At 61.5% G+C, this 21387-nt stretch carries 22 protein-coding genes; 14 read left to right on the plus strand and 8 right to left on the minus strand.

Annotated elements, in window-relative coordinates; all coding sequences use genetic code 11:
• Positions 1–402: 402 nt before the first annotated feature.
• Entirely contained in the window at positions 403–1293 is an 891-nt protein-coding gene (gene rhtA / locus LQ215_RS23500) for a threonine/homoserine exporter RhtA (RefSeq protein ID WP_230152797.1), read from the plus strand.
• A gap of 168 nt (positions 1294–1461) precedes the next feature.
• Positions 1462–1743, plus strand: a complete 282-nt coding sequence (locus LQ215_RS23505) for a hypothetical protein (protein ID WP_230152798.1) — start codon at positions 1462–1464, stop codon at positions 1741–1743.
• A 6-nt stretch (positions 1744–1749) separates the two neighbouring features.
• On the opposite strand, the gene LQ215_RS23510 is transcribed toward LQ215_RS23505, so the two are convergent.
• Positions 1750–2319, minus strand: a complete 570-nt coding sequence (locus LQ215_RS23510; RefSeq protein ID WP_230152799.1) for a TetR/AcrR family transcriptional regulator — start codon at positions 2317–2319, stop codon at positions 1750–1752.
• 89 nt (positions 2320–2408) lie between these two features.
• Between LQ215_RS23510 and LQ215_RS23515 the strand changes: the two genes are divergently transcribed.
• On the plus strand, positions 2409–3137 hold the full coding sequence (locus tag LQ215_RS23515) for an SDR family oxidoreductase (protein ID WP_230152800.1): 729 nt from the start codon (positions 2409–2411) through the stop codon (positions 3135–3137).
• A 34-nt stretch (positions 3138–3171) separates the two neighbouring features.
• Entirely contained in the window at positions 3172–3762 is a 591-nt protein-coding gene (locus LQ215_RS23520) for a 2-hydroxychromene-2-carboxylate isomerase (RefSeq protein ID WP_230152801.1), read from the plus strand.
• Between the two features lie 9 nt (positions 3763–3771).
• On the opposite strand, the gene LQ215_RS23525 is transcribed toward LQ215_RS23520, so the two are convergent.
• The 5 genes from LQ215_RS23525 to LQ215_RS23545 form a co-directional block, all read right to left on the minus strand.
• The gene (locus tag LQ215_RS23525; protein ID WP_230152802.1) at positions 3772–5580 is read right to left on the minus strand and encodes an aminopeptidase P family protein; all 1809 of its coding nucleotides are present in this window, start codon (positions 5578–5580) and stop codon (positions 3772–3774) included.
• Between the two features lie 45 nt (positions 5581–5625).
• Entirely contained in the window at positions 5626–6804 is a 1179-nt protein-coding gene (locus LQ215_RS23530) for a cysteine desulfurase family protein (RefSeq protein WP_230152803.1), read from the minus strand.
• Positions 6805–6963: 159 nt separating this feature from the next.
• Positions 6964–7578, minus strand: coding sequence for a LysE family translocator (locus tag LQ215_RS23535; RefSeq protein WP_014337373.1), 615 nt, complete (start codon positions 7576–7578; stop codon positions 6964–6966).
• A gap of 102 nt (positions 7579–7680) precedes the next feature.
• On the minus strand, positions 7681–7947 hold the full coding sequence (locus LQ215_RS23540) for a hypothetical protein (RefSeq protein ID WP_230152804.1): 267 nt from the start codon (positions 7945–7947) through the stop codon (positions 7681–7683).
• A gap of 116 nt (positions 7948–8063) precedes the next feature.
• Complete coding sequence (locus LQ215_RS23545; RefSeq protein WP_230152805.1) at positions 8064–8429, minus strand: antibiotic biosynthesis monooxygenase; 366 nt, start codon at positions 8427–8429, stop codon at positions 8064–8066.
• Positions 8430–8525: 96 nt separating this feature from the next.
• Here LQ215_RS23545 and soxR point away from each other — a divergent pair, with 96 nt between their 5' ends.
• The 10 genes from soxR to LQ215_RS23595 all read left to right on the plus strand — a co-directional run bounded on the left by soxR (position 8526) and on the right by LQ215_RS23595 (position 16034).
• Positions 8526–8978: a redox-sensitive transcriptional activator SoxR gene (gene soxR, locus LQ215_RS23550; RefSeq protein ID WP_230152806.1), complete on the plus strand. Its 453-nt coding sequence runs from the start codon at positions 8526–8528 to the stop codon at positions 8976–8978.
• A 106-nt stretch (positions 8979–9084) separates the two neighbouring features.
• Positions 9085–9543, plus strand: coding sequence for a VOC family protein (locus LQ215_RS23555; RefSeq protein WP_230152807.1), 459 nt, complete (start codon positions 9085–9087; stop codon positions 9541–9543).
• Between the two features lie 335 nt (positions 9544–9878).
• On the plus strand, positions 9879–11093 hold the full coding sequence (locus tag LQ215_RS23560; protein WP_230152808.1) for a PepSY-associated TM helix domain-containing protein: 1215 nt from the start codon (positions 9879–9881) through the stop codon (positions 11091–11093).
• A complete protein-coding gene (locus LQ215_RS23565; RefSeq protein ID WP_230152809.1) occupies positions 11090–11632 on the plus strand; it encodes a thiamine pyrophosphate-binding protein in 543 nt (180 codons plus the stop codon). The genes LQ215_RS23560 and LQ215_RS23565 overlap by 4 nt, the downstream gene beginning before the upstream one ends.
• Positions 11629–11955, plus strand: a complete 327-nt coding sequence (locus LQ215_RS23570) for a hypothetical protein (RefSeq protein ID WP_003204043.1) — start codon at positions 11629–11631, stop codon at positions 11953–11955. The genes LQ215_RS23565 and LQ215_RS23570 overlap by 4 nt, the downstream gene beginning before the upstream one ends.
• Positions 11952–12527 (plus strand): DUF6162 family protein, encoded by a 576-nt coding sequence (locus tag LQ215_RS23575; RefSeq protein WP_230152810.1) that lies wholly within the window; start codon positions 11952–11954, stop codon positions 12525–12527. The genes LQ215_RS23570 and LQ215_RS23575 overlap by 4 nt, the downstream gene beginning before the upstream one ends.
• Before the next feature lie 35 nt (positions 12528–12562).
• Positions 12563–13492, plus strand: coding sequence for a metal ABC transporter substrate-binding protein (locus tag LQ215_RS23580; protein ID WP_230152811.1), 930 nt, complete (start codon positions 12563–12565; stop codon positions 13490–13492).
• Positions 13489–14241, plus strand: coding sequence for a metal ABC transporter ATP-binding protein (locus tag LQ215_RS23585; RefSeq protein WP_230152812.1), 753 nt, complete (start codon positions 13489–13491; stop codon positions 14239–14241). The genes LQ215_RS23580 and LQ215_RS23585 overlap by 4 nt, the downstream gene beginning before the upstream one ends.
• The gene (locus LQ215_RS23590) at positions 14241–15140 is read left to right on the plus strand and encodes a metal ABC transporter permease (protein WP_018600264.1); all 900 of its coding nucleotides are present in this window, start codon (positions 14241–14243) and stop codon (positions 15138–15140) included. Before LQ215_RS23585 ends, LQ215_RS23590 begins: the two co-directional genes overlap by 1 nt.
• Complete coding sequence (locus tag LQ215_RS23595; protein ID WP_230152813.1) at positions 15141–16034, plus strand: metal ABC transporter solute-binding protein, Zn/Mn family; 894 nt, start codon at positions 15141–15143, stop codon at positions 16032–16034.
• 1345 nt (positions 16035–17379) lie between these two features.
• On the opposite strand, the gene prpF is transcribed toward LQ215_RS23595, so the two are convergent.
• Entirely contained in the window at positions 17380–18573 is a 1194-nt protein-coding gene (gene prpF / locus LQ215_RS23600) for a 2-methylaconitate cis-trans isomerase PrpF (RefSeq protein ID WP_230152814.1), read from the minus strand.
• A gap of 42 nt (positions 18574–18615) precedes the next feature.
• Positions 18616–21207, minus strand: coding sequence for a Fe/S-dependent 2-methylisocitrate dehydratase AcnD (gene acnD, locus LQ215_RS23605; RefSeq protein ID WP_230152815.1), 2592 nt, complete (start codon positions 21205–21207; stop codon positions 18616–18618).
• Positions 21208–21387 lie beyond the last annotated feature (180 nt).

Consider the following 21387-nt stretch of genomic DNA (forward strand, 5'->3'; position numbering starts at 1 on the left):
AACCACTTGCGCTTCCGATCTCTCGTTAGCGGGAGGCGAATTCTACAGCGTTACTCGCTGCTGTCAACACCTCTTTTTCACCGCTTTCGACCGAGAAGATCGAACCGCCGATAGAGCCAAACAACACTGCTCTACCTGCTCCTTCCGGGCTTCGGTGACCTGAAGCCCAACACCTTCGAAACTTACTTAACTCGTTGAATCTCAAGGAGTTTTCCGTTTCGACTGCGCCGGAAGTGGGGCGAATTATAGACTTCCAGAATCTGCCGTCAACCCCTAATTTGGTTTTTCTATCCATAGCCCGACAAGACACTTAAATCTTTCCGGTATATAGACGGAATCGCTGCATATGCGCAATATACTGCTCAACACAGCCCCCGCCTTTATTCTGGACGACACTTCGCAATGACGCCCCCTCCACATCGCAGCCTGGCCTCCACCCTGTACCCGGTTGCCCTGCTATTAATAGCCATGGCCTCCATCCAATCGGGAGCCTCCCTCGCCAAAAGCATGTTCCCGGTAGTGGGCGCACAAGGCACTACGACGCTGCGACTCATTTTTGCCAGCCTCATCATGGTGTTATTGCTACGCCCCTGGCGCGCCAAGCTCACCGCCCAATCCCTGCGCACCGTGATCGTCTATGGGATGGCATTGGGCGGCATGAACTTTCTCTTCTATATGTCGGTTCGTACCGTTCCACTAGGAATTGCCGTGGCGCTGGAATTTACCGGGCCTCTGGCAGTCGCCATCTATGCCTCACGCCGGGCAATCGACTTTCTCTGGATCGCCCTGGCAATCGCTGGCCTGCTTCTGCTTATACCGACCGGAGCGACCAATGCCGGTATCGACCTGCTTGGAGCCGGCTATGCGCTGGGCGCAGGTTTCTGCTGGGCGTTATACATCCTGTTTGGCCAGAAGGCTGGCGCGGACAATGGTGTACAAACCGCCGCATTGGGCGTGATGATCGCCGCCCTGTTCGTCGCACCGATTGGCATAGTGCACGCGGGCGCCGCATTGCTCACGCCGAGCCTGATTCCAATTGCCATCGGCGTTGCCATCCTGTCTACGGCCCTGCCCTACACCCTGGAAATGATCTCCCTGACGCGAATGCCAGCCCGCACTTTTGGCACTCTGATGAGTGTCGAACCGGCAGTCGCGGCCCTGTCGGGGCTGGTCTTTCTGCAGGAGTACTTGTCCTTGGCCCAGTGGTTAGCCATTACCTGCATCATCCTCGCATCGGTCGGCGCAACGCTGACCATGGCCAACACCGCGAAACCCGCCGTCGCGGCAGATTGAAGCAGGATTTAACGAAGCTCTGGTATTTGCCACGCATTTAGGCCATGTTTGGACCAGTAACCCAATGTCAGACATGGATTTTTTCATACAGGACGTCATGAACGCTTCACGCAAGAGCGAACACAATCGTACGCGGACACAAGATCCACGACGATTATAAGGACGGGAATGAAACGAATTTTGATACTGATCGCCGTACTTGCAGTCGCGGGCTGTGCGGCAACATCGAAAACTGAAGTCAAGCGCGGTAAAAAAGGCCTGCACATCAACTGCTCCGGCTTGTCCTCATCCTGGGACCAGTGCGCCGCCACCGCCGCCAACTCATGCGCTCCCAAGGGTTACAAGGTCATTGCCAAGTCCGGCGACGCCGTCGAGGAACCCGGGGATTATCCCTTCGGGCTCAATCCCGCTGGCTATACCAGCCGCAGCATGATCGTCATCTGCAAATAGGCCACGTCAGTCGAGCCCTTGCTTGGCCATTCGGCGCCTAATCTCCTCATGGCTGGACTTGAGGACATCACGCTGGACCTGCGGCGTGACCAGCATCCGCGCAACGACCAATGCTCCCACGCATTGAGACAGGATGGCCCAGGCCAGACTGTCGCTTCCCAATATCCGCGCCCAGCTTTCGTGCAAACGACAGATCCACGTTTGCGCCGCCTCCCTCACCTGGACATCCGATCGCGCGATCTCGGCACCCAGCACCGGCAACGCACACCCGGCTTCGGGCTGCTCAACGTGGCTCATGCTCAGGTACTGCTTGAGGCAGTGCTCCAGCTTCATTGAGTCCATGGCACCGTCGCCACTCAGACGATCCAGGCTTTGGGCCAACTCCCGCTCGACAATGGCCTTGAAAAGCTCATCCTTCGATGAGAAGTGACTATAAAAAGCACCGCCGCTCAACCCGATCGCTTTCATCAAGCCATCGACACCGACCGTGGAGAACCCCGACTTCTTGGCAGAGACGGCACTGCTGGCGAGGAGTTTCTCGCGGGTTTCCATTTTGTGATTGGCTGAATATCGCATGGTCCTGCCCCTGATTGCTCGCCTTGACGCTTGCCGGATCTTAGCATAACGTCCGTTTAATTAACGATCGTTTACCAATGAGGCTGACCATGAATAACAAGAAGGTCGTACTGGTTGTTGGCGCGGGCGATGCCACCGGCGGAGCGATTGCCAGACGCTTTGCGCAGCAAGGTTTTGTTGCCTGCGTTACCCGTCGCAGCGCCGACAAACTCGAGCCTCTGGTGGCTGGAATCCGCGCCGAAGGCGGCGAAGCCCACGGGTTCGCCTGTGACGCGCGCAAAGAAGACGACGTGATCGCACTCATCGAGCAAATCGAGAACCAGATCGGCCCGATTGAAGCCTTTGTGTTCAACATCGGCGCCAACGTCCCCTGCAGCATCCTCGAAGAAACCGCGCGCAAGTATTTCAAGATCTGGGAAATGGCCTGCTTCTCAGGCTTTCTCAATGCACGGGAAGTCGCCAAGCGCATGGTCAAGCGCCAGCGCGGGACGATCCTGTTTACCGGGGCAACGGCGGGATTGCGCGGTGCTTCGGGGTTCGCCGCATTCGCAGGCGCCAAACATGGCATCCGCGCACTGGCCCAGAGCATGGCCCGCGAACTGGGACCAATGAATATTCATGTAGCCCATGTGGTGGTGGACGGTGCCATCGACACCGACTTCATCCGCGATAATTTCCCGGAAAAATATGCCACCAAGGATCAGGACGGCATCCTGAACCCTGAACACATCGCCGACAATTACTGGTACCTGCACAGCCAACCCCGCGACGCCTGGACCTTCGAGCTGGACCTGCGGCCCTGGAGCGAACGCTGGTAAACCCTCCCCTCACAACAACAAGAGAGCAGATCCCATGAGTAAATCGGTGGAGTTTTACTTCGATTTCGGCAGCCCGACCACGTACCTGGCCTACACCCAGTTGCCGACGCTGTGCGCGCAGACCAACAGCCAGTTGATCTATCACCCGATGTTGTTGGGCGGCGTCTTCAAGGCAACTGGCAATGCGTCACCGGCGACAGTGCCGGCCAAGACCCCTTACCTGTTCAAGGACCTGAATCGCTTCGCCAAACGCTACGGCGTCGCCTTCAAGTTCAATCCACACTTCCCCATCAACACGCTGCAGCTGATGCGCGCGGTGACTGGCATGCAGTTGCGCCAACCTGAACGCTTCGAGGCCTTCATCGATTGCCTGTTCCGCGCCTTTTGGGTGGATGGCCGCAACCTCAATGACCCTACGACTGTCGCAGCTGTCCTGAACGAGGGCGGTTTCGATGCCGACTATGTGCTGGCCTTGACGAACGACGAGCAGGTCAAGCAAGCACTCAAGACCACCACTGAAGAAGCCGTCGCACGGGGCGTGTTCGGCGCCCCGAGCATGTTTGTCGGCAACGAGTTGTTCTTCGGCCAGGATCGGTTGGACTTCGTCCGTGAAGCCCTCGCCTGATCCTCTACTTCAAATTGCTATCGTTCGCGTGTTGAGCCATTGCAGTGCGTCACCGTCCAGCAACGGGCTCAAGCGACGCTGAACCTCGGCGTGGTAGGCGTTGAACCAGTCTTTTTCGTCCTGGGTCAGCAGTGAAGGCTCCAGGCAGCGGGTGTCGATCGGACACAGGGTCAGGGTTTCGAACTCAAGGAACTCGCCGAACTCGCTGCTTCCGGCTTCACGGTTCAACACCAGGTTCTCGATGCGCACACCCCAGCGACCGGGACGATAAGTGCCCGGTTCGATGGAGGTGATCATGCCAGCCTGCATCGCCGTTTGCGGCGCGGCAGCGGCTTGGTAGGCAATCACCTGCGGGCCTTCGTGGACATTGAGGAAATAGCCGACGCCATGACCAGTGCCGTGGCCATAATCCACCTGCTCCGCCCAGATTGGTGCGCGGGCGATGGCATCCAGCAACGGCGAAAGAATACCCCGCGGGAATTTGGCCCGGGACAGGGCAATCACGCCCTTGAGCACGCGCGTGCAATCACGTTTCTGCTCAGCGGTGGGTGTGCCGACCGGCACCATGCGAGTGATGTCGGTGGTGCCCCCCAGGTACTGGCCGCCGGAATCGATCAGCAACAGGCCATCACCTTCGATGACCGCATGGGCTTCTTCCGTGGCGTGGTAATGAGGCATCGCGCCGTTGGCGTTAAAGGCGGCGATGGTGTTGAAACTCAGGGAGACGAAGTCCGGCCGACGTGTGCGGGCGGCGGTCAGGTGCTCGTCGATGGTCAACTCGGTAATGCGCTCGCGACCCCAGGCCCCTTCCAGCCAGGCGAAGAACTCACAGAGCGCCGCGCCGTCCTGCTCCATGGCCCGACGGATGTGCTCGGCGTCGGCCAGGCTTTTGCGGGACTTGGCCAGCGTCGTTGGATTGAGACCTTCCACCAGCTTCACGCCGCTGCCCAGGTTATCCAGCAAGCCGACCGTCACCCGCGCCGGATCGATCTGCAGGCTCGCGCCGTCCGGCACTTCACGCAACGCAGTGGCGGCTTCGCTGTAATCGCGCAGGGTCACGCCGTCCTGTTCAAGAACGGCACGCAGCGCTGCGTCAACCTTATCCAAGGCCACGAACAGCGTTGCCTGTTGCTGGCCGATCAAGGCGAAGGAGACGAACACGGGGTTGAACGACACATCCGCGCCGCGCAGGTTGAACAACCAGGCGATGTCATCCAGCGTGGCGATGAAATGCCAGTCGGCACCGCGCTCCTTGAGGGATTCGCGCAGCTTGGCGAGTTTCTCGACCCGGCTGACGGTCGCCTGGGGTGGTGTATGGGCGTAGACCGGCTGATCCGGCAAGCTTGGGCGATCAGTCCAGATTTCTTTGAGCAGGTCGATGTCGGTACGCAACTGCGCGCCGCGTTCCGCAAGCTTGCCGCCCAGGGTGCGGGCCGATGCCACGGCCATGACCGCACCGTCGACGGCGACCACCCCACCCTCAGGTGTTTGTTCGGCCAGCCAGTCCAAGGGGCCGGGCTGGCCAGGAATGAGCTTGACCAGCTCGATACCACTGCCCTCCAGCTCCTTGGTGGCCTGCTCCCAATAACGGCTATCGGCCCAGACGCCAGCGAAACTGCCGGTCACGATCAAGGTACCCACCGAGCCGTGGAACCCCGACAGCCATTGCCGTCCCTGCCAATAGCCCGGCAAGTATTCAGACAGATGCGGGTCGGCCGATGGCACCAGCAGCGCATGAATGCCCTCTCGGCTCATCAGTTGGCGGATTTGGGCCAGGCGCTGGGGAACCAGTCCATGGGGCATAGGCTCGGTGCTCATTGTTTCTCCTGCTCATTGATATTGTTGTTCGATGCCGAAGACGGCTTATGGGGTCGTGACCCAGAACGCCGGCGCAGTCGCGCACGCCGCCTGGATCAACCGCACCGCCTCGTCGATATCCTGTTCAGTGGTAAAGCGGCCCAGGCTCAGGCGAATGGTCCGCCCCGCCGCACGCGCATCGTGCCCCAGGGCCAGCAGCACGTGGGACGGGGTGTTCTGCGCCGAATTGCAGGCCGAGGTCGCGGAAAATGCAATCGATGCGCCCAACGTCGCCGGGTTGAACTCACCTTCGCTGAACGTCAGGCTCAGCGTGTGGGGAATCCGGCGGCTCGCACTGCCGTTTAGAAACACACCGGGCAAGGCCAGCAGCGGTTCGAGCAAACGATTGCGCAACCGGGCGATTTTAGCGAGTTCTTCGTCGAATGCCTTAGCCGCCAGTTCGAATGCGGCGCCCATGGCTGCGATCTGGTGGGTCGCCAGGGTCCCGGAGCGCAAACCGCCTTCATGCCCGCCGCCGTGAATCTGCGCCGACAGCCGTGGCCGGGCACGGTCGCCGACGTAGAGCGCACCGATGCCCTTGGGGCCGTAGATCTTATGCGCGGAAAAAGACATCAGGTCTACCGGCCAGCGAGACAGGTCGATCTGCACTTTACCGGCGCCCTGGGCCGCGTCCACATGAAACAACGCACCGTGCTCACGAACGATCTCGCCAATGGCGATGATGTCGTTGACGGTACCCAGCTCGTTGTTCACCAGCATCAGCGACACCAGGAACGTATCTTCGCGCAGCGCTTCGCGCAGCGCCTCGCGAACCGCTTGCGGACTGATCAGGCCCTCGGCGTCCGGCGCCAGCCAGGTCACCGCAACGCCGCTCTCTTCGAGCTGGCGCGCCGTGTCGAGAATCGCCTTGTGCTCGATCAGGCTGGTGATGACATGGCCGGCGGAATCACTGCGCGCCTGGGCCACCCCTTTGAGGGCCAGGTTGTTGGATTCGGTGGCGCCGGACGTCCAGACGATCTGTTCGGGCTGCGCCCTGACCAATTGCGCCACCTGCTGGCGGGCACGCTCTACCGAGCGCCGAGCCTCCTGGCCGAAGGCATGGGAACTGGAAGCCGGGTTGCCAAAGTTACCGTCAAAGCCCAGACACTCGACCATGACCCGAATGACCCGCTCATCCACCGGCGTGGTGGCGGCGTAGTCGAAATACAAAGGACGTTTATTCATAGGAAACTCGCAGAGCCTGCTCCAGGATCAGGCGCCCTCGTTGGGTTCGAGACTAGCAATACCTGATCAAAGACCTTAAAGAAGTCGGACTTCGTTTAAAAGTGCGTAGGAACGCTCCTGAACAGCGAGCTTAGCAGGCATCGCGGCGAAGCTCAGCCCTCAACTGATGCTTTCGAGCAACAACGGATACAGCGAAGCGACCAACAGCAGCGCCATGCCCCAGTTGAACAGGCGCAACCAGCGACGATCACGCAACAGGTTGCGCAACAGGCTGCCGCATACCACCCACAGGCTCACGCTTGGCAGGTTGATCAGGGCAAACACCGCCGCAATCACCAACACGTTGAAGAAATAACCCTGGAGTGGCGTGTACGTACTGATTGCACCGATGGCCATGATCCAGGCCTTGGGATTGACCCATTGGAACGCCGCTGCGCCCCAGTAGCTGATCGGCGTATTGTCCCCCGGCTGGCTTTCCGAAACCGGACCGGAGTGGGCGATTTTCCACGCCAGGTACAACAGGTACGCCGCGCCGATGTAGCGCAGCGCGGTATAGAGCAGTGGATAAGTCTGGAACACCGCGCCCAGGCCAAGGCCCACCGCCAGCACCAGGGAAAAGAAGCCGCAGGTAATACCCAGCATGTGGGGAATGGTGCGGTTGAAACCGAAATTGACACCCGAGGCCAACAACATGGTGTTGTTAGGGCCAGGCGTGATCGAGGTCACCAGGGCAAACAGGGCGAAGCCCAGCAGCAGGTCAAGCGAAAGGGTCATTTCAAGTCAGTCCATCAGGGCGGCCAGTCAAGTCATGACCCTACCCCACGCCTTGGCGCAAACCCACGGACAGTTGGGCAAAACTTTAAGCGGTACAGTCACTCAGCTTGACCGGCCTGGCTGTTGCTCGATCCGCTCGGCGCTCATCTGGCCCTGATCGTCGAAACCCACGTTTTTTTGCGACGAACCGAGCAGCTCGGCTTTTTTCGCGTGGTACTCATCGAACGACAGGCCTCGACGATTCAAGGCTTCGAGGGCCAGTTCGCGGGTCTCGTCGGCGGTGTAGGGGCGCAGTTCCGGGGAGGAACTGGCGCAACCGCCCAGGAGGGTGGCGGTCAACAGCAGCAAAACAGCAAAGATACGGTTCATGGCGGGTGTCCGGTGTTCTGGAGTTGGGCGATGAACAAAGGCTACCCGCCAGCCCTGCGCGGCAGAAATCAACCCTCTCGATAGTGGCTATTGCCTTTGCGGATCAGCCGCAGCATTCAGTCGACCAACTGGCAATGCAGCGCGTTGTCCAGGCTGCGCTCGATATTGCGCAGCACTTGGAACGAACCAAACGTCACCGCTTTGGCTCGATGAGCCTGGATCAGCTGCCAGAAATCCTGCTCGCCATTTTCGAAGCTTTTAAGCGCCGCCTCGCCTGCCTCGCGGGTTTGCCACTGCAAATAGTTGAGCACGCGCCGACCATCGTCACTGGCCTGGATACTGGCACTGAGGAACCCCTGGTGGTCCCGAGCCAGGCGCTCGGTTTGTTCCGACAAGGCGGTTACCAGCGCCTGCTGCCATTGCGGCTCGATATCGAATTCCATCAACTGAGTGAAGCTGCGATTGTTCCTTGGTGATTGCATGAAAGGTCCCCTCTGCACGTAAGGCGGATCTTGCGACCCGAACGCGTGCAGGGTAAAACCTCAAGTTAACTTTAGGTCAAGCAGTGAATTGAAGCGATGACGCAGATCGATGTCCACAAGGAACTCACCGTCGGCCAAGTGGCCGCCCGCAGCGGCGTGGCGGTCACGGCCCTGCACTTCTACGAATCCAAGGGGCTGATCAAAAGCACGCGCAACCCGGGCAACCAACGTCGTTACCCACGGGCGGTCTTGCGCCGCGTGGCGCTGATCAAGGTTGCCCAGCGCCTGGGCATTCCCTTGGCGGAAATCGGCGAGGCGTTGAAAAACCTGCCGGACAACCGTGCGCCAACGGCCGCCGACTGGCAGACCTTGTCGGCGCAGTGGAGCCGGGACCTGGACGAGCGCATCAACCAATTGATGGCGTTGCGCGATCGACTCAACGGTTGTATCGGCTGCGGATGCTTGTCGATGGACGCTTGTCCGCTGCGCAATCAGGGCGACGTGCTGGGCACACATGGGCCAGGGGCTCACCTGCTGGAACAGCCGTGAAGCGTTCGTCGGGACAGAAACCCATCCACGGCGGCTGACCTATAGTGGATGGGCGCAAAACCGACGAAGACTCTCTTCGCCTCCCATAACAACAAGGAGAAACGTCATGGGCGTCAAAGCCATTCCCGAAGGTTTCAATAACATCACGCCTTACCTGGGCATTCAAAAGGCTGCCGAAGCCATCGACTTCTACAAAAAAGCCTTCAATGCCACCGAGGTCATGCGCCTGTCCATGCCCGACGGCGGCATCGGGCATGCCGAACTACGGATCAACGGTTTTCCGATCATGCTCGGCACGCCTTGCGACCAAGGCCCACTGAGCAACCCGGACCGTTCGCCATCGGTCGGCCTGCATTTATATGTCGAGGACGTAGACAGCGCCTTTGCCCAGGCGATTGAAGCCGGTGGCACGGTGATTTCCGAGGTCAAGGACCAGTTTTACGGCGATCGTACGGGCACCTTGAAAGATCCCTATGGGCATCTGTGGTTCCTGGCGACGCACAAGGAAGATCTGAGCCAGGAACAGATCGAGCAACGGGCCAGGGAGATGTTTCAACAAGGCTGACTTACCATTGCTCCCGCGGGGTTACGCCCCGTAGGAGCTGTGTAGGAGCTGTCGAGTGCAACGAGGCTGCGATCTTTCCCCAGCCACTTGAATCTCAAGCGAAAGATCAAAAGATCAAAAGATCAAAAGATCAAAAGATCAAAAGATCGCAGCCTCCGGCAGCTCCTACCACGCGAAACATTTTCTTTCATCTTCCTCTTCAGGATTGCGATCGCTCGTTCGTCTTAATTAGATGCAGTAGGCCGCGTCGGCAAAAGCCACGGTCTGCTTTTTGCGGTTCACGGTATTGCGAAGCCCGTAATACCGAACCTTTCATCGAATCAAGACGTGCAATCATGTCGAAGAAGTCCCGCTCCAAACTCTGGTTCCTGGTCCATAGCTGGCTGGCATTGCCCATCTGGTTTTTCGTGCTCATCGTTTGCGTCACAGGCACCCTCGCGGTGGTCAGCCAGGAGATTGTCTGGCTGGTCAACCCCGAGATGCGCGCCAGCAAGCCCTCGGACGATGCCCAACTGCTCAGCTATGACCAGGTGATCGCCGCGATCAAGCACGCCCAGCCGCACACCCAGGTGCAAGGCATCGTCCGCCCGGACGAGTCGCATTTTGCACTGGAGGTTAGCGTGACCTACCCCGACGGACGCCCCGACAAGGTCTACGTCAACCCCTACAGCGGCGTCATCCAAGGCTCGGCGCCGACGTTCAACTTCAGGGGGTTTACCCGTGCCCTGCATGGCTGGTGGCTGGTGCCGTTCACCAATGGCTACAGCTGGGGCTGGTACCTGGTGTCCTTGTTGGGGCTGCCGTTGCTGGCCTCGTTGGTGACCGGGCTGGTGGTCTACAAGCGTTTCTGGAAAGGCTTTTTCCGTCCGACGTTGCGGATCCGCCACGGCGCACGGATTTTCTGGGGGGATTTCCACCGGCTCAGCGGCATCTGGTCGATCTGGTTCATCGCGGTGATTTCCATCACCGGCACCTGGTTCCTGATCGAAGCCTTGCTATCCGACAATCAGATTTCCATTTCCAGCGCGCCAGTCATTCCGGTGGTGGCGCGGGAAAGCGTTCCGCTGTCGGCCGATGGTCTCGTTCCGCCGCAATTGAATTTGGACCGGGCCATTGAAATCGCCCAGCAACGCATCCCGGGCCTGGAGGCGAGTTTCGTCAGCCTGCCCGGCAATGCCTACAGCCATCTGGAAATCGGCGGTCGCGGTTGGTATCCACTGATGTTCCAGACCGCCACCATCAATCCCTACAACGGTGATGTCGCTGCTTCACGGCTGCTGTCGGACCGCACGACACTGGAGTTCGTCACTGAATCCATGCGCCCGTTGCATACCGGCGACTTCGGCGGCCTGTGGATCAAGCTGATCTGGTTTTTCTTCGGTTTGGTCCTGAGCATGATGGTGCTCAGCGGGCTGCTGATCTGGACCAAACGCACCGCCCTGGCCACCGCCAATGCCCTCAAGCGCAGCCAGAAACCCTCCCGTGAAACCCGCATCGCGCAGGCATTGCAGCCGTCGGTCCACCGTGAGTCGTCGGAGGGCAGCCTGTGAATCGGTCCAATACCACTTCACCGCCGTCACGGCTGCGCCTGTTCTGGCATAAATGGCGCTTCCACCTCAACGTGCTGTTGCTGCTGATCCCCCTGGGGTTCATGCCCAAGTATTTGTCCGAAGCCGCACTGTTTCGCGGGGACGCCGGGCTTGGCGAGCGGGAAGCCGGTGAAGTCCAGGTCGGCCCCTGGAGCCTGCGCCTGGCGGAATTTCGCAACGAAGCCCCACGCGTCCAAGGGCCTGCCGGGCCCATGAAGCACTTCAACGCGGCCCTGTGCGAACGCTGTATCGGCGAGGTCAAGGCCACCTACCTGCGGGTCGGCAAACCTCGCAGCCTAAGGGCCGCCGGGGTGATTTTCTTCGGCTCGCCCTATCGCATGAGCGCCTTGTTGCCGGTCCCGCCAAAGACCCAGCCCGATGCCGAACTGTGGATAACCCTCGAGGGTTGGGACGGTTCGATGCACCAAGCTTCCATTCCCCTGAGTCAGGCCTCCCCGGCCACCGTCGCCTGGCTGAAGAACCAAGGACCCAAACCATGACCCTCCGCGCCTTATCCAACGGCCTGGCGTTGCTGTTCTGCGCAGGTGCAAGCACCAGCGCCCTGGCCCACAACCCGATGTGCGAATGCAAGGCCATCGACGCCGAGCAGATCCAATGCACCGGCGGTTTTTCCGACGGCAGCGGCGCGCCCGGAGTGACCTTGGACGTGATCGGCTATGACGAGACCATCCTCGTCCCGGGCAAGCTCGGTGCCGATTCGAAGCTGACCTTCAAGAAGCCGGACGCAGAGTTCTACGTGCTCTTCGACGCCGGCCCCGGCCACGTTGTGGAAATCGACCAAGCCGACATCGAGGCCCCATGACCAACACCACGACTCAAGTCATCCGCCCCGCTGGCGCGGGCCATGAAACCCTGTATGTGTTGCTGCTGTGCCTGGTCATCGTACTGGTCGCCGGGTCTGTGGTGGCCTGGCATGGCAAAGCCGAAGACACCACGCACCTGGCCTTGAACCAACTCGACGCCCGCCGCGACCTCAGCGCCGCCGAGCAGGGCATCTACGCCGACCTGCGGGTGACCCTGGATGAAATCCGCTTGCTGCGCGAAGAGCAACGCGCCCTGCCCGGCCCGCAAACCCTGGCCGAAGAAGGCTTCGCTCCGTTCGCCCAGGACGCCAGTTCTGTCAGCCGCGGCGGCCACGCCTGGCAACAGCTGGAAGGCCATGCCTACTTCGGCGCCAGTGCCAATCCATCCGTGGCCGGTTCGTTTCTGATGCGCATCGGCGAAACATCCGACGCTGCCCCGGACATCTGGCTCAACCGCGGCGCGGGTCTCGCGATACCTACCGCGCTGGACGACGCCGCTTTGTCCGCCGCCGGCTGGCAACAGATCGTCGCGCAATTCGATGCTGGCGTAACCCGCCAGCACCGGCACTGACCCCACGCCTTCATTCGAGAGAAGACCGTTTGCCCATGCCTATTGCCTCCCAACGCCGACCCTTGCTGTGCTTGCTGTTGATCGGCCTGCTGGCCTGCCTGTTTACCTCGCAGGCGTACGCCGAAACAGCCAAGCGCCTGCGCATCGGCATCACCCTGCACCCTTATTACAGCTATGTGGCCAACATCGTCGGTGACAAGGCCGAGGTCGTGCCGCTGATCCCGGCCGGTTTCAATCCCCATGCCTATGAACCACGGGCCGAGGACATCAAGCGTATCAGCGGTCTCGACGTGATCGTGCTCAACGGCGTGGGCCACGACGACTTCGCCGACCGCATGATCGCCGCCAGCGAAACCCCGAACGTGAAGGTGATCGAGGCCAATGAAAACGTGCCCCTGCTGGCCGCCACCGGCACGGCGGCCCGTGGCGCGGGCAAGGTCGTGAACCCGCACACGTTCCTGTCCATCAGCGCCTCCATTGCCCAGGTCAATAACATCGCCCGGGAGTTGGGCAAGCTCGACCCGGACAATGCCAAGGCCTACACCCAGAACGCCCGCGCCTACGGCAAGCGCCTGCGGCAGATGCGCGCCGCCGCCCTGGCGAAGCTGACCCAGGCCCCCAATGCCGAGTTGCGGGTCGCCACGGTGCATGCCGCCTACGACTACCTGTTGCGTGAATTCGGCCTGGAAGTGACCGCCGTGGTCGAGCCGGCCCATGGCATCGAACCGAGCCCCAGCCAGTTGAAGAAAACCATCGACCAACTGCGCGAACTGGACGTGAAGGTGATCTTCTCGGAGATGGATTTCCCGTCCACCTACGTCGACACCATCCAGCGTGAATCGGGCGTGAAGCTGTACCCGCTCTCACACATTTCCTACGGCGACTACAGCCCCGAGAAGTACGAAAAGGAAATGGCCGGCAACCTCGACACCGTGGTCCGGGCCATCCAGGAGTCTGGCGCATGACCGTCCAGGAAACCCTCACCCTGCACCGCGTTGGCCCCTTGATTGAGTTCGCCGACGTCAGCCTGAACCTGGGCCGCACCACCATTCTCGACAGGGTGGCGTTTCAGGCGGAGCCCGGCAGCATCCACGCCTTGGTCGGCCCCAATGGTGGCGGCAAGAGTTCGCTGATCAAGACGTTGCTTGGGCAGATGCCGCACCAGGGACGCCTGAGCTTGCAATGGCCGGGTGAGCCCGGTGTGATCGGCTACGTGCCCCAGGCGCTGGAGTTCGACCGGGGCCTGCCCATGACGGTAGACGACTTCATGGCGGCGATGTGTCAGCGGCGGCCGGCCTTTCTCGGCTTGAGCAAGCACCACGCCGGCGCCATAGAACAGGCCTTGGAGCGGGTTGGCATGCAGGACAAGCGCAAGCGGCGCATGGGCGCGCTGTCCGGCGGTGAGCGCCAGCGGGTGTTGCTGGCCCAGGGGTTGATTCCCTCGCCACAACTGCTGGTGCTGGATGAACCGATGTCGGCCCTGGATGAGGCCGGCATCCAGGTGTTCGAACAGTTGTTGCAGGACTGGCGCCAGGCCGGAATCACCGTTCTGTGGATCGAACATGACCTGGAAGCCGTCGGGCGCCTGGCCGACCGTGTCACCGGCCTGAACCGCCGGGTGCTGTTCGACGGCCCGCCGCGCCAGACCTTGACTCCAGAGCGCCTGCTGACGCTGTTTTCCACCCATCCACGCACGAACGGGAGCGCTGCCTGATGAGCTATGAAGCCTTTCGTCTGATGGTCCAGGGCTGGGCTTCGGCCGGTTACCTGCCCGAAGCGCTGGCCTATGGGTTCGTGGTCAATGCGTTGCTGGCCGGGTTGTTGATCGGCCCGGTGCTGGGCGGCCTCGGCACGCTGGTGGTGGTCAAGCGTTTCGCGTTTTTCTCCGAGGCAGTCGGCCATGCGGCGCTGACCGGCGTGGCCATCGGCATCCTGCTCGGCGAACCCTACACCGGGCCTTACGGCAGCCTGTTCGGCTACTGCTTGTTGTTCGGCATCTTGCTCAATTACCTGCGCAACCGCACCGGCCTGGCGCCCGACACACTGATCGGCGTCTTCCTGTCGGTGTCCCTGGCCCTGGGCGCCAGCCTGCTGTTGATCCTGGCGGGCAAGATCAATGTGCACATCCTGGAGAACGTCCTGTTTGGTTCGGTGCTGACGGTCAATGGCAATGACCTGCTGGTGCTGGCGGTGGTCGGCTCGTTGGTGATGGCCCTGGCCTTGCCGCTGTACAACCGCATCATGCTCGCCAGCTTCAACCCGCAACTGGCGGCGGTGCGCGGGGTGGCGGTCAAGACCCTGGACTACCTGTTCGTGATCCTGGTGACGCTGATCACCGTGGCGGCGGTGAAAGTCATCGGCGCGATTCTGGTGGGCGCGTTGCTGGTGATCCCGGCTGCGGCGGCACGCTTGCTCAGCCAATCATTGAAAGGTTTTTTCTGGTGTTCAGTGCTGATCGCCACCGCCAGCACCTTGTGCGGGATTCTCGCGCCGATTGTGTTCGACCTGCCGATCCCGTCCGGCGCCGCGATCATCCTGGTGGCCGGCATCGCCTTCGCCCTGAGCGCCATCGCCCGCGGTGTCGTCCCCAGCCTCAAAGGGAATCTTGGATAAATGGTTTTTTCATTGCGACAACTGACCCTGGCCGTCGCGTTATGCGGCGTGGCCGTCACCTCATCATTTGCCAGCGAAAAGGTCCGTCTGCTGACATCGCTGCCGGTCACCTACGGATTGGGCGAGGCCTTGCTCAAGGGCACCGAGGTCAGCCTGGAGCGGGCCGCGCCCGCCAATCTGCCCGGCACCCGACAGAGCGCCTACTTCAGCGGCCGTGGCGCGCCGGCCTTGAGCAAACTGGCCAGCGATGCTGATGGGGTGATCGGCCTGCGCTCGCTCTGGCCGGACGATCCGCTGTACCCCATGGCGCGACGCAGCAATATCCGCATCGTCGAAGTCGATGCCGCGCGCCCGGTGGACGGTGCCCTGCCCGGTATCGCCGTGCAACCGGGCATGGCTGACGGCCTGGCGAGCCAGCCTTGGATGGCCAGCCATAACCTGGGGCGCATGGCCGACGTGATCGCCGCCGACCTGGTGCGCCTGGCCCCGGCGGACAAACCAAAGATCGACGCCAACTTGGCGACCCTCAAGCAGCGCTTGCTCAAACTCAGCGCCGACAGCGAAAAACGCCTCGCCAGCGCCGATAACCTGAGTGTAGTCAGCCTGAGCGAGCATTTCGGCTACCTGATCAGCGGGCTCAACCTGGACGCAATCAGCACCGATACCCGGCCCGACGCCGAATGGACAACCGAAGCCCTCAAGCAGTTGAGCGCGACGTTAAAAGACAATGACGTGGCGCTGGTGCTGCATCATCGCCAGCCTTCGGATGCGCTGAAGGCAGCCATTACAGAGGGCGGTAGCCAATTACTGGTGTTGAGCACCGATGGCGCCGATCCGGTGGCAGAGCTGGAAAGTAATATGGGGCTGGTGGTCACCGCACTGACCGGAGGCTGACAGCAGTCCCCTGTGGGAGCGAGCCTGCTCGCGAAGGGGGTGGCACATCCAACATTGATGTCGGCTGACACACCGCCATCGCGAGCAAGCTCGCTCCCACAGGTTTGATCGTGGAGGGTCGATGATTCTGTGTTCACCACAAATCCCTTGTGGGAGCGAGCCTGCTCGCGATGAGGCCGGCACATCCAACATTGATGTCGGCTGACACACCGCTTTCGCGAGCAAGCTCGCTCCCACAGGTTTGATCGTGGATGTTCGAAGATTCTGTGTTCACCACACATCCACTGTGGGAGCGAGCCTGCTCGCGATGAGGCCGGCACATCCAACATTGATGTCGGCTGACACACCGCCATCGCGAGCAAGCTCGCTCCCACAGTTTTGATCGTGGAGGGTCGATGATTCTGTGTTCACCACAAATCCATTGTGGGAGCGAGCCTGCTCGCGATGAGGCCAGCACATTCAACATTGATGTCGGCTGACACACCGCTTTCGCGAGCAAGCTCGCTCCCACAGGTTTGATCGTGGATGTTCGAAGACTCTGTGTTCACCACACATCCACTGTGGGAGCGAGCCTGCTCGCGATGAGGCCAGCACATCCAACATTGATGTCGGCTGACACACCGCTTTCGCGAGCAGGCTCGCTCCCACAGGTTTGATCGTGGAGGGTCGAAGTTTCTGTGTTCACCACACATCCCTTGTGGGAGCGAGCCTGCTCGCGATGAGGCCAGCACATCCAACATTGATGTCGGCTGACACACCGCTTTCGCGAGCAAGCCCGCTCCCACCGGGTTGATCGTGGAGGGTCGAAGATTCTGTGTTCACCACACATCCATTGTGGGAGCGAGCCTGCTCGCGACGAGGCTGGCACATTCAGCATTGATGTCGGCTGACACACCGCTTTCGCGAGCAAGCCCGCCCCCACCGGGTTGATCGTGGACGGTCGAAAATTCTGTGCTCACCACACATCCCTTGTGGGAGCGAGCTTGCTCGCGATGAGGCCAGCACATCCAACATTGATGTCGGCTGACACACCGCTTTCGCGAGCAGGCTCGCTCCCACCGGGTTGATCGTGGAGGGTCGAAGTTTCTGTGTTCACCACACATCCCTTGTGGGAGCGAGCCTGCTCGCGATGAGGCCGGCACATCCAACATTGATGTCGGCTGACACACCGCTTTCGCGAGCAGGCTCGCTCCCACAGGTTTGATCGTGGAGGGTCGAAGATTCTGTGTTCACCACAAATCCACTGTGGGAGCGAGCCTGCTCGCGATGAGGCCAGCACATCCAACATTGATGTCGGCTGACACACCGCCATCGCGAGCAAGCCCGCTCCCACAGGTTTTTCAACTCAGCTCAGGGCTTGCCCTGGCACCCGCACAAAACCTTCCATCAACACCCGCGCACTGCGGCTCATGATGGCTTTTTTCACGGTCCATTCGCCGTTGACCTGACTGGCCTCGGCGCCGACGCGCAGGGTGCCGGACGGGTGGCCGAAACGCACGGCGTTGCGCTCGATGCCGCCGGCCGCGAGGTTGACCACGGTGCCGGAAATCGCCGCGGCCGTGCCGATGGCCACCGCTGCGGTACCCATCATGGCGTGGTGCAGCTTGCCCATGGACAGCGCCCGCACCAACAGGTCAACGTCGCCAGCCGCCACGGCTTTTCCGCTGGAGGAAACGTAGTCCGCCGGTGGTGCGACGAACGCCACCTTCGGTGTGTGCTGGCGCTGGGCGGCTTCGTCCAGGTGCTTGATCAAGCCCATGCGCAAGGCGCCGTGGGCGCGGATGGTTTCGAACATGGCCAATGCCTTGGGATCGCCGTTGATGGCGCCCTGCAATTCGGTGCCGGTGTAGCCGACGTCCCGGGCATTGATGAAAATCGTCGGGATCCCGGCGTTGATCAGCGTCGCCTTGAAGGTGCCAACATCTGGCACCTCCAAGTCATCCACCAGGTTACCGGTGGGAAACATCGAACCGCCACCGCCCTCTTCTTCTGCCGCCGGGTCCATGAATTCCAATTGCACTTCGGCCGCCGGAAAGGTCACGCCGTCGAGTTCGAAGTCACCGGTTTCCTGCACCGCGCCGTCAGTGATCGGCACATGGGCGATGATGGTCTTGCCGATGTTGGCCTGCCAGATCCGCACCACGGCCACGCCGTTTTGCGGGATGCGACCGGCGTCCACCAAACCACTGCTGATCGCGAATGAACCGACCGCCGCCGACAGGTTGCCGCAGTTGCCGCTCCAGTCCACGAACGGCTTGTCGATGGACACCTGGCCGAACAAGTAATCGACATCGTGGTCGGCCCGGGTGCTCTTGGACAGGATCACAGTCTTGCTGGTGCTGGACGTCGCGCCGCCCATGCCATCGATCTGCTTCTCGTACGGGTCGGGGCTGCCGATCACCCGCAGCAACAAGGCATCCCGTGCGGCGCCTGGGACGCGGGCCGCTTCGGGCAGGTCTTGCAGGCTGAAGAACACGCCTTTGCTGGTGCCGCCACGCATGTAGGTGGCGGGTATTCTGATTTGCGGTGCGTGAGCCATGATGCTCCTCAAGCGGACACACCGGGTGTCCGCAGCTGTGATTTAGATGGCAACCGCCGATTCAAGGAAGTCCTGGGCAAAACGCTGCAATACACCACCGGCCTCATAGATCGACACTTCTTCAGCAGTATCGAGGCGGCAGGTCACCGGCACCTCGACGCGCTCGCCGTTCTTGCGAGTGATGACCAGGGTCAGCGTCGCACGCGGCGTGCGTTCGCCGATCACGTCATAGATTTCGCTGCCGTCGATGCCCAGGGTCTTGCGATCGGTGCCGGGCTTGAACTCCAGCGGCAACACGCCCATGCCCACCAAGTTGGTGCGGTGGATGCGCTCGAAACCTTCGGCGGCGATCGCCTCGACACCGGCCAGGCGCACGCCCTTGGCCGCCCAGTCCCGGGACGAACCCTGGCCGTAGTCGGCGCCGGCAATGATGATCAGCGGCTGCTTGCGCTCCATGTAGGTCTCGATGGCTTCCCACATGCGCATGACCTTGCCTTCCGGCTCGACCCGGGCCAGGGAGCCCTGCTTGACCTTGCCGTTTTCCTGGACCATTTCGTTGAACAGTTTCGGGTTGGCGAAGGTGGCGCGTTGCGCGGTCAGGTGGTCGCCGCGGTGGGTCGCGTAGGAGTTGAAGTCCTCTTCCGGCAGGCCCATTTTCGCCAGGTATTCACCCGCGGCGCTGTCCAGCATGATGGCGTTGGACGGCGACAGGTGATCGGTAGTGATGTTGTCCGGCAGCACCGCCAGCGGGCGCATGCCCTTGAGCGGCCGCGCACCGGCCAGCGCGCCTTCCCAATACGGCGGACGACGGATGTAGGTGCTTTGTGGGCGCCAGTCGTACAGCGGCGTCACTTTCGGCCCGGTGTCTTCCTGGATGGCGAACATCGGGATGTACACCTGGCGGAACTGCTCCGGCTTCACCGAGGCCTTGACCACCGCATTGATTTCTTCGTCGCTCGGCCAGATGTCCTTGAGGCGGATTTCCCGACCGTCCACCACGCCCAGTACATCCTTCTCGATGTCGAAGCGGATGGTCCCGGCGATGGCATAAGCGACCACCAGCGGTGGCGAGGCGAGGAACGCCTGCTTGGCGTACGGATGGATACGCCCGTCGAAGTTGCGGTTGCCCGACAACACGGCGGTGGCGTACAGGTCGCGGTCGATGATTTCCTGTTGGATCACCGGGTCCAGCGCGCCGGACATGCCGTTGCAGGTGGTGCAGGCGAACGCCACCACGCCGAAGCCCAGCTTCTCGAGTTCGGACGTCAGGCCGGCTTCATCCAGGTACAGCGCCACGGTTTTCGAACCCGGCGCCAGGGACGACTTGACCCACGGCTTGCGGGCCAGGCCCAGGCGGTTGGCGTTGCGCGCCAGCAGGCCAGCGGCGATCACGTTGCGCGGGTTGCTGGTATTGGTGCAACTGGTGATGGCGGCGATGATCACCGCACCGTCGGGCATTTGCCCGGGCACATCGTCCCATTGCCCGGAAATACCTTTGGCAGCCAGATCCGACACCGCGACGCGGGCGTGCGGGTTGCTCGGGCCGGCCATGTTGCGCACCACCGACGACAGGTCGAAGGTCAGGCCACGCTCGTATTGCGCGCCCTTGAGCTTGTCAGCCCACAAGCCGGTCTGTTTCGCATAGGTCTCGACCAGTCGCACCTGGTCGTCTTCGCGACCGGTGAGCTTCAGGTAATCGATGGTTTGCTGGTCGATGTAGAACATCGCCGCCGTGGCGCCGTACTCCGGGGCCATGTTGGAAATGGTCGCGCGATCGCCCAAGGTCAGGGCACTGGCGCCTTCGCCGAAAAACTCCAGCCAGGCACCGACGACCTTTTGCTGGCGCAGGAATTCGGTCAACGCCAGCACCATGTCGGTGGCGGTGATGCCCGGTTGCAGCTTGCCGGTCAGCTCGACGCCGATGATTTCCGGCAGGCGCATCCATGAGGCGCGGCCGAGCATGACGCTTTCAGCCTCCAGGCCACCGACGCCGATGGCGATCACGCCCAGGGCATCGACGTGGGGCGTGTGGCTGTCGGTGCCCACGCAGGTGTCGGGGAACGCCACGCCGTCACGCTGCTGGATCACGGGGGACATTTTTTCCAGGTTGATCTGGTGCATGATCCCGTTGCCCGGCGGAATCACGTCGACGTTCTTGAAGGCTTTCTTGGTCCAGTTGATGAAGTGGAAACGGTCTTCGTTGCGCCGGTCTTCGATGGCGCGGTTCTTGGCGAAGGCCTGGGGATCGAAACCGGCGCTCTCCACCGCCAGCGAGTGGTCGACGATCAGTTGGGTCGGCACCACCGGGTTGACCTGCGCCGGGTCACCGCCCTGCAAGGCGATGGCGTCGCGCAGGCCAGCCAGGTCCACCAGCGCGGTCTGGCCGAGAATGTCATGGCACACCACGCGGGCCGGGAACCACGGGAAGTCCAGGTCGCGCTTGCGTTCGATCAGTTGCAGCAACGACTCGCCCAGCGTGGCCGGGTCGCAGCGCCGTACCAGGTTCTCCGCCAACACGCGGGAGGTGTACGGCAGGCCGTCGTAGGCGCCGGGGCGAATGGCATCCACGGCCTCGCGAACGTCGAAATAATCCAGCGAAGTGCCGGGTAGCGGTTTGCGAAATTCTGTGTTCATCGTCAGGACTCGGGTCACGGTGGTTTCAGAAGGGTTGGCGCCGGACTTGAAGCGGCCCTGGCCACTGTGGGAGCGAGCTTGCTCGCGATAGCGGTGTATCAGTCGACATTAGTTGAATGTCAGTACGCAATCGCGAGCAAGCTCGCTCCCACAGGGTTTCGGGGGTATCCAGTTCCTGCG

Source organism: Pseudomonas brassicacearum (genome assembly GCF_918698105.1).
In the GTDB taxonomy this organism is placed as follows: Bacteria; Pseudomonadota; Gammaproteobacteria; order Pseudomonadales; family Pseudomonadaceae; genus Aquipseudomonas; species Aquipseudomonas brassicacearum_F.

What these genes read in the sequence shown, in the direction of transcription:
- rhtA (WP_230152797.1), top strand. Translation starts at nt 403, where the DNA reads ATGACGCCCCCTCCACATCGCAGCCTGGCCTCCACCCTGTACCCGGTT.
- LQ215_RS23505 (WP_230152798.1), top strand. Translation starts at nt 1,462, where the DNA reads ATGAAACGAATTTTGATACTGATCGCCGTACTTGCAGTCGCGGGCTGT.
- LQ215_RS23510 (WP_230152799.1), bottom strand. Translation starts at nt 2,319, where the DNA reads ATGCGATATTCAGCCAATCACAAAATGGAAACCCGCGAGAAACTCCTC.
- LQ215_RS23515 (WP_230152800.1), top strand. Translation starts at nt 2,409, where the DNA reads ATGAATAACAAGAAGGTCGTACTGGTTGTTGGCGCGGGCGATGCCACC.
- LQ215_RS23520 (WP_230152801.1), top strand. Translation starts at nt 3,172, where the DNA reads ATGAGTAAATCGGTGGAGTTTTACTTCGATTTCGGCAGCCCGACCACG.
- LQ215_RS23525 (WP_230152802.1), bottom strand. Translation starts at nt 5,580, where the DNA reads ATGAGCACCGAGCCTATGCCCCATGGACTGGTTCCCCAGCGCCTGGCC.
- LQ215_RS23530 (WP_230152803.1), bottom strand. Translation starts at nt 6,804, where the DNA reads ATGAATAAACGTCCTTTGTATTTCGACTACGCCGCCACCACGCCGGTG.
- LQ215_RS23535 (WP_014337373.1), bottom strand. Translation starts at nt 7,578, where the DNA reads ATGACCCTTTCGCTTGACCTGCTGCTGGGCTTCGCCCTGTTTGCCCTG.
- LQ215_RS23540 (WP_230152804.1), bottom strand. Translation starts at nt 7,947, where the DNA reads ATGAACCGTATCTTTGCTGTTTTGCTGCTGTTGACCGCCACCCTCCTG.
- LQ215_RS23545 (WP_230152805.1), bottom strand. Translation starts at nt 8,429, where the DNA reads ATGCAATCACCAAGGAACAATCGCAGCTTCACTCAGTTGATGGAATTC.
- soxR (WP_230152806.1), top strand. Translation starts at nt 8,526, where the DNA reads ATGACGCAGATCGATGTCCACAAGGAACTCACCGTCGGCCAAGTGGCC.
- LQ215_RS23555 (WP_230152807.1), top strand. Translation starts at nt 9,085, where the DNA reads ATGGGCGTCAAAGCCATTCCCGAAGGTTTCAATAACATCACGCCTTAC.
- LQ215_RS23560 (WP_230152808.1), top strand. Translation starts at nt 9,879, where the DNA reads ATGTCGAAGAAGTCCCGCTCCAAACTCTGGTTCCTGGTCCATAGCTGG.
- LQ215_RS23570 (WP_003204043.1), top strand. Translation starts at nt 11,629, where the DNA reads ATGACCCTCCGCGCCTTATCCAACGGCCTGGCGTTGCTGTTCTGCGCA.
- LQ215_RS23575 (WP_230152810.1), top strand. Translation starts at nt 11,952, where the DNA reads ATGACCAACACCACGACTCAAGTCATCCGCCCCGCTGGCGCGGGCCAT.
- LQ215_RS23580 (WP_230152811.1), top strand. Translation starts at nt 12,563, where the DNA reads ATGCCTATTGCCTCCCAACGCCGACCCTTGCTGTGCTTGCTGTTGATC.
- LQ215_RS23585 (WP_230152812.1), top strand. Translation starts at nt 13,489, where the DNA reads ATGACCGTCCAGGAAACCCTCACCCTGCACCGCGTTGGCCCCTTGATT.
- LQ215_RS23590 (WP_018600264.1), top strand. Translation starts at nt 14,241, where the DNA reads ATGAGCTATGAAGCCTTTCGTCTGATGGTCCAGGGCTGGGCTTCGGCC.
- LQ215_RS23595 (WP_230152813.1), top strand. Translation starts at nt 15,141, where the DNA reads ATGGTTTTTTCATTGCGACAACTGACCCTGGCCGTCGCGTTATGCGGC.
- prpF (WP_230152814.1), bottom strand. Translation starts at nt 18,573, where the DNA reads ATGGCTCACGCACCGCAAATCAGAATACCCGCCACCTACATGCGTGGC.
- acnD (WP_230152815.1), bottom strand. Translation starts at nt 21,207, where the DNA reads ATGAACACAGAATTTCGCAAACCGCTACCCGGCACTTCGCTGGATTAT.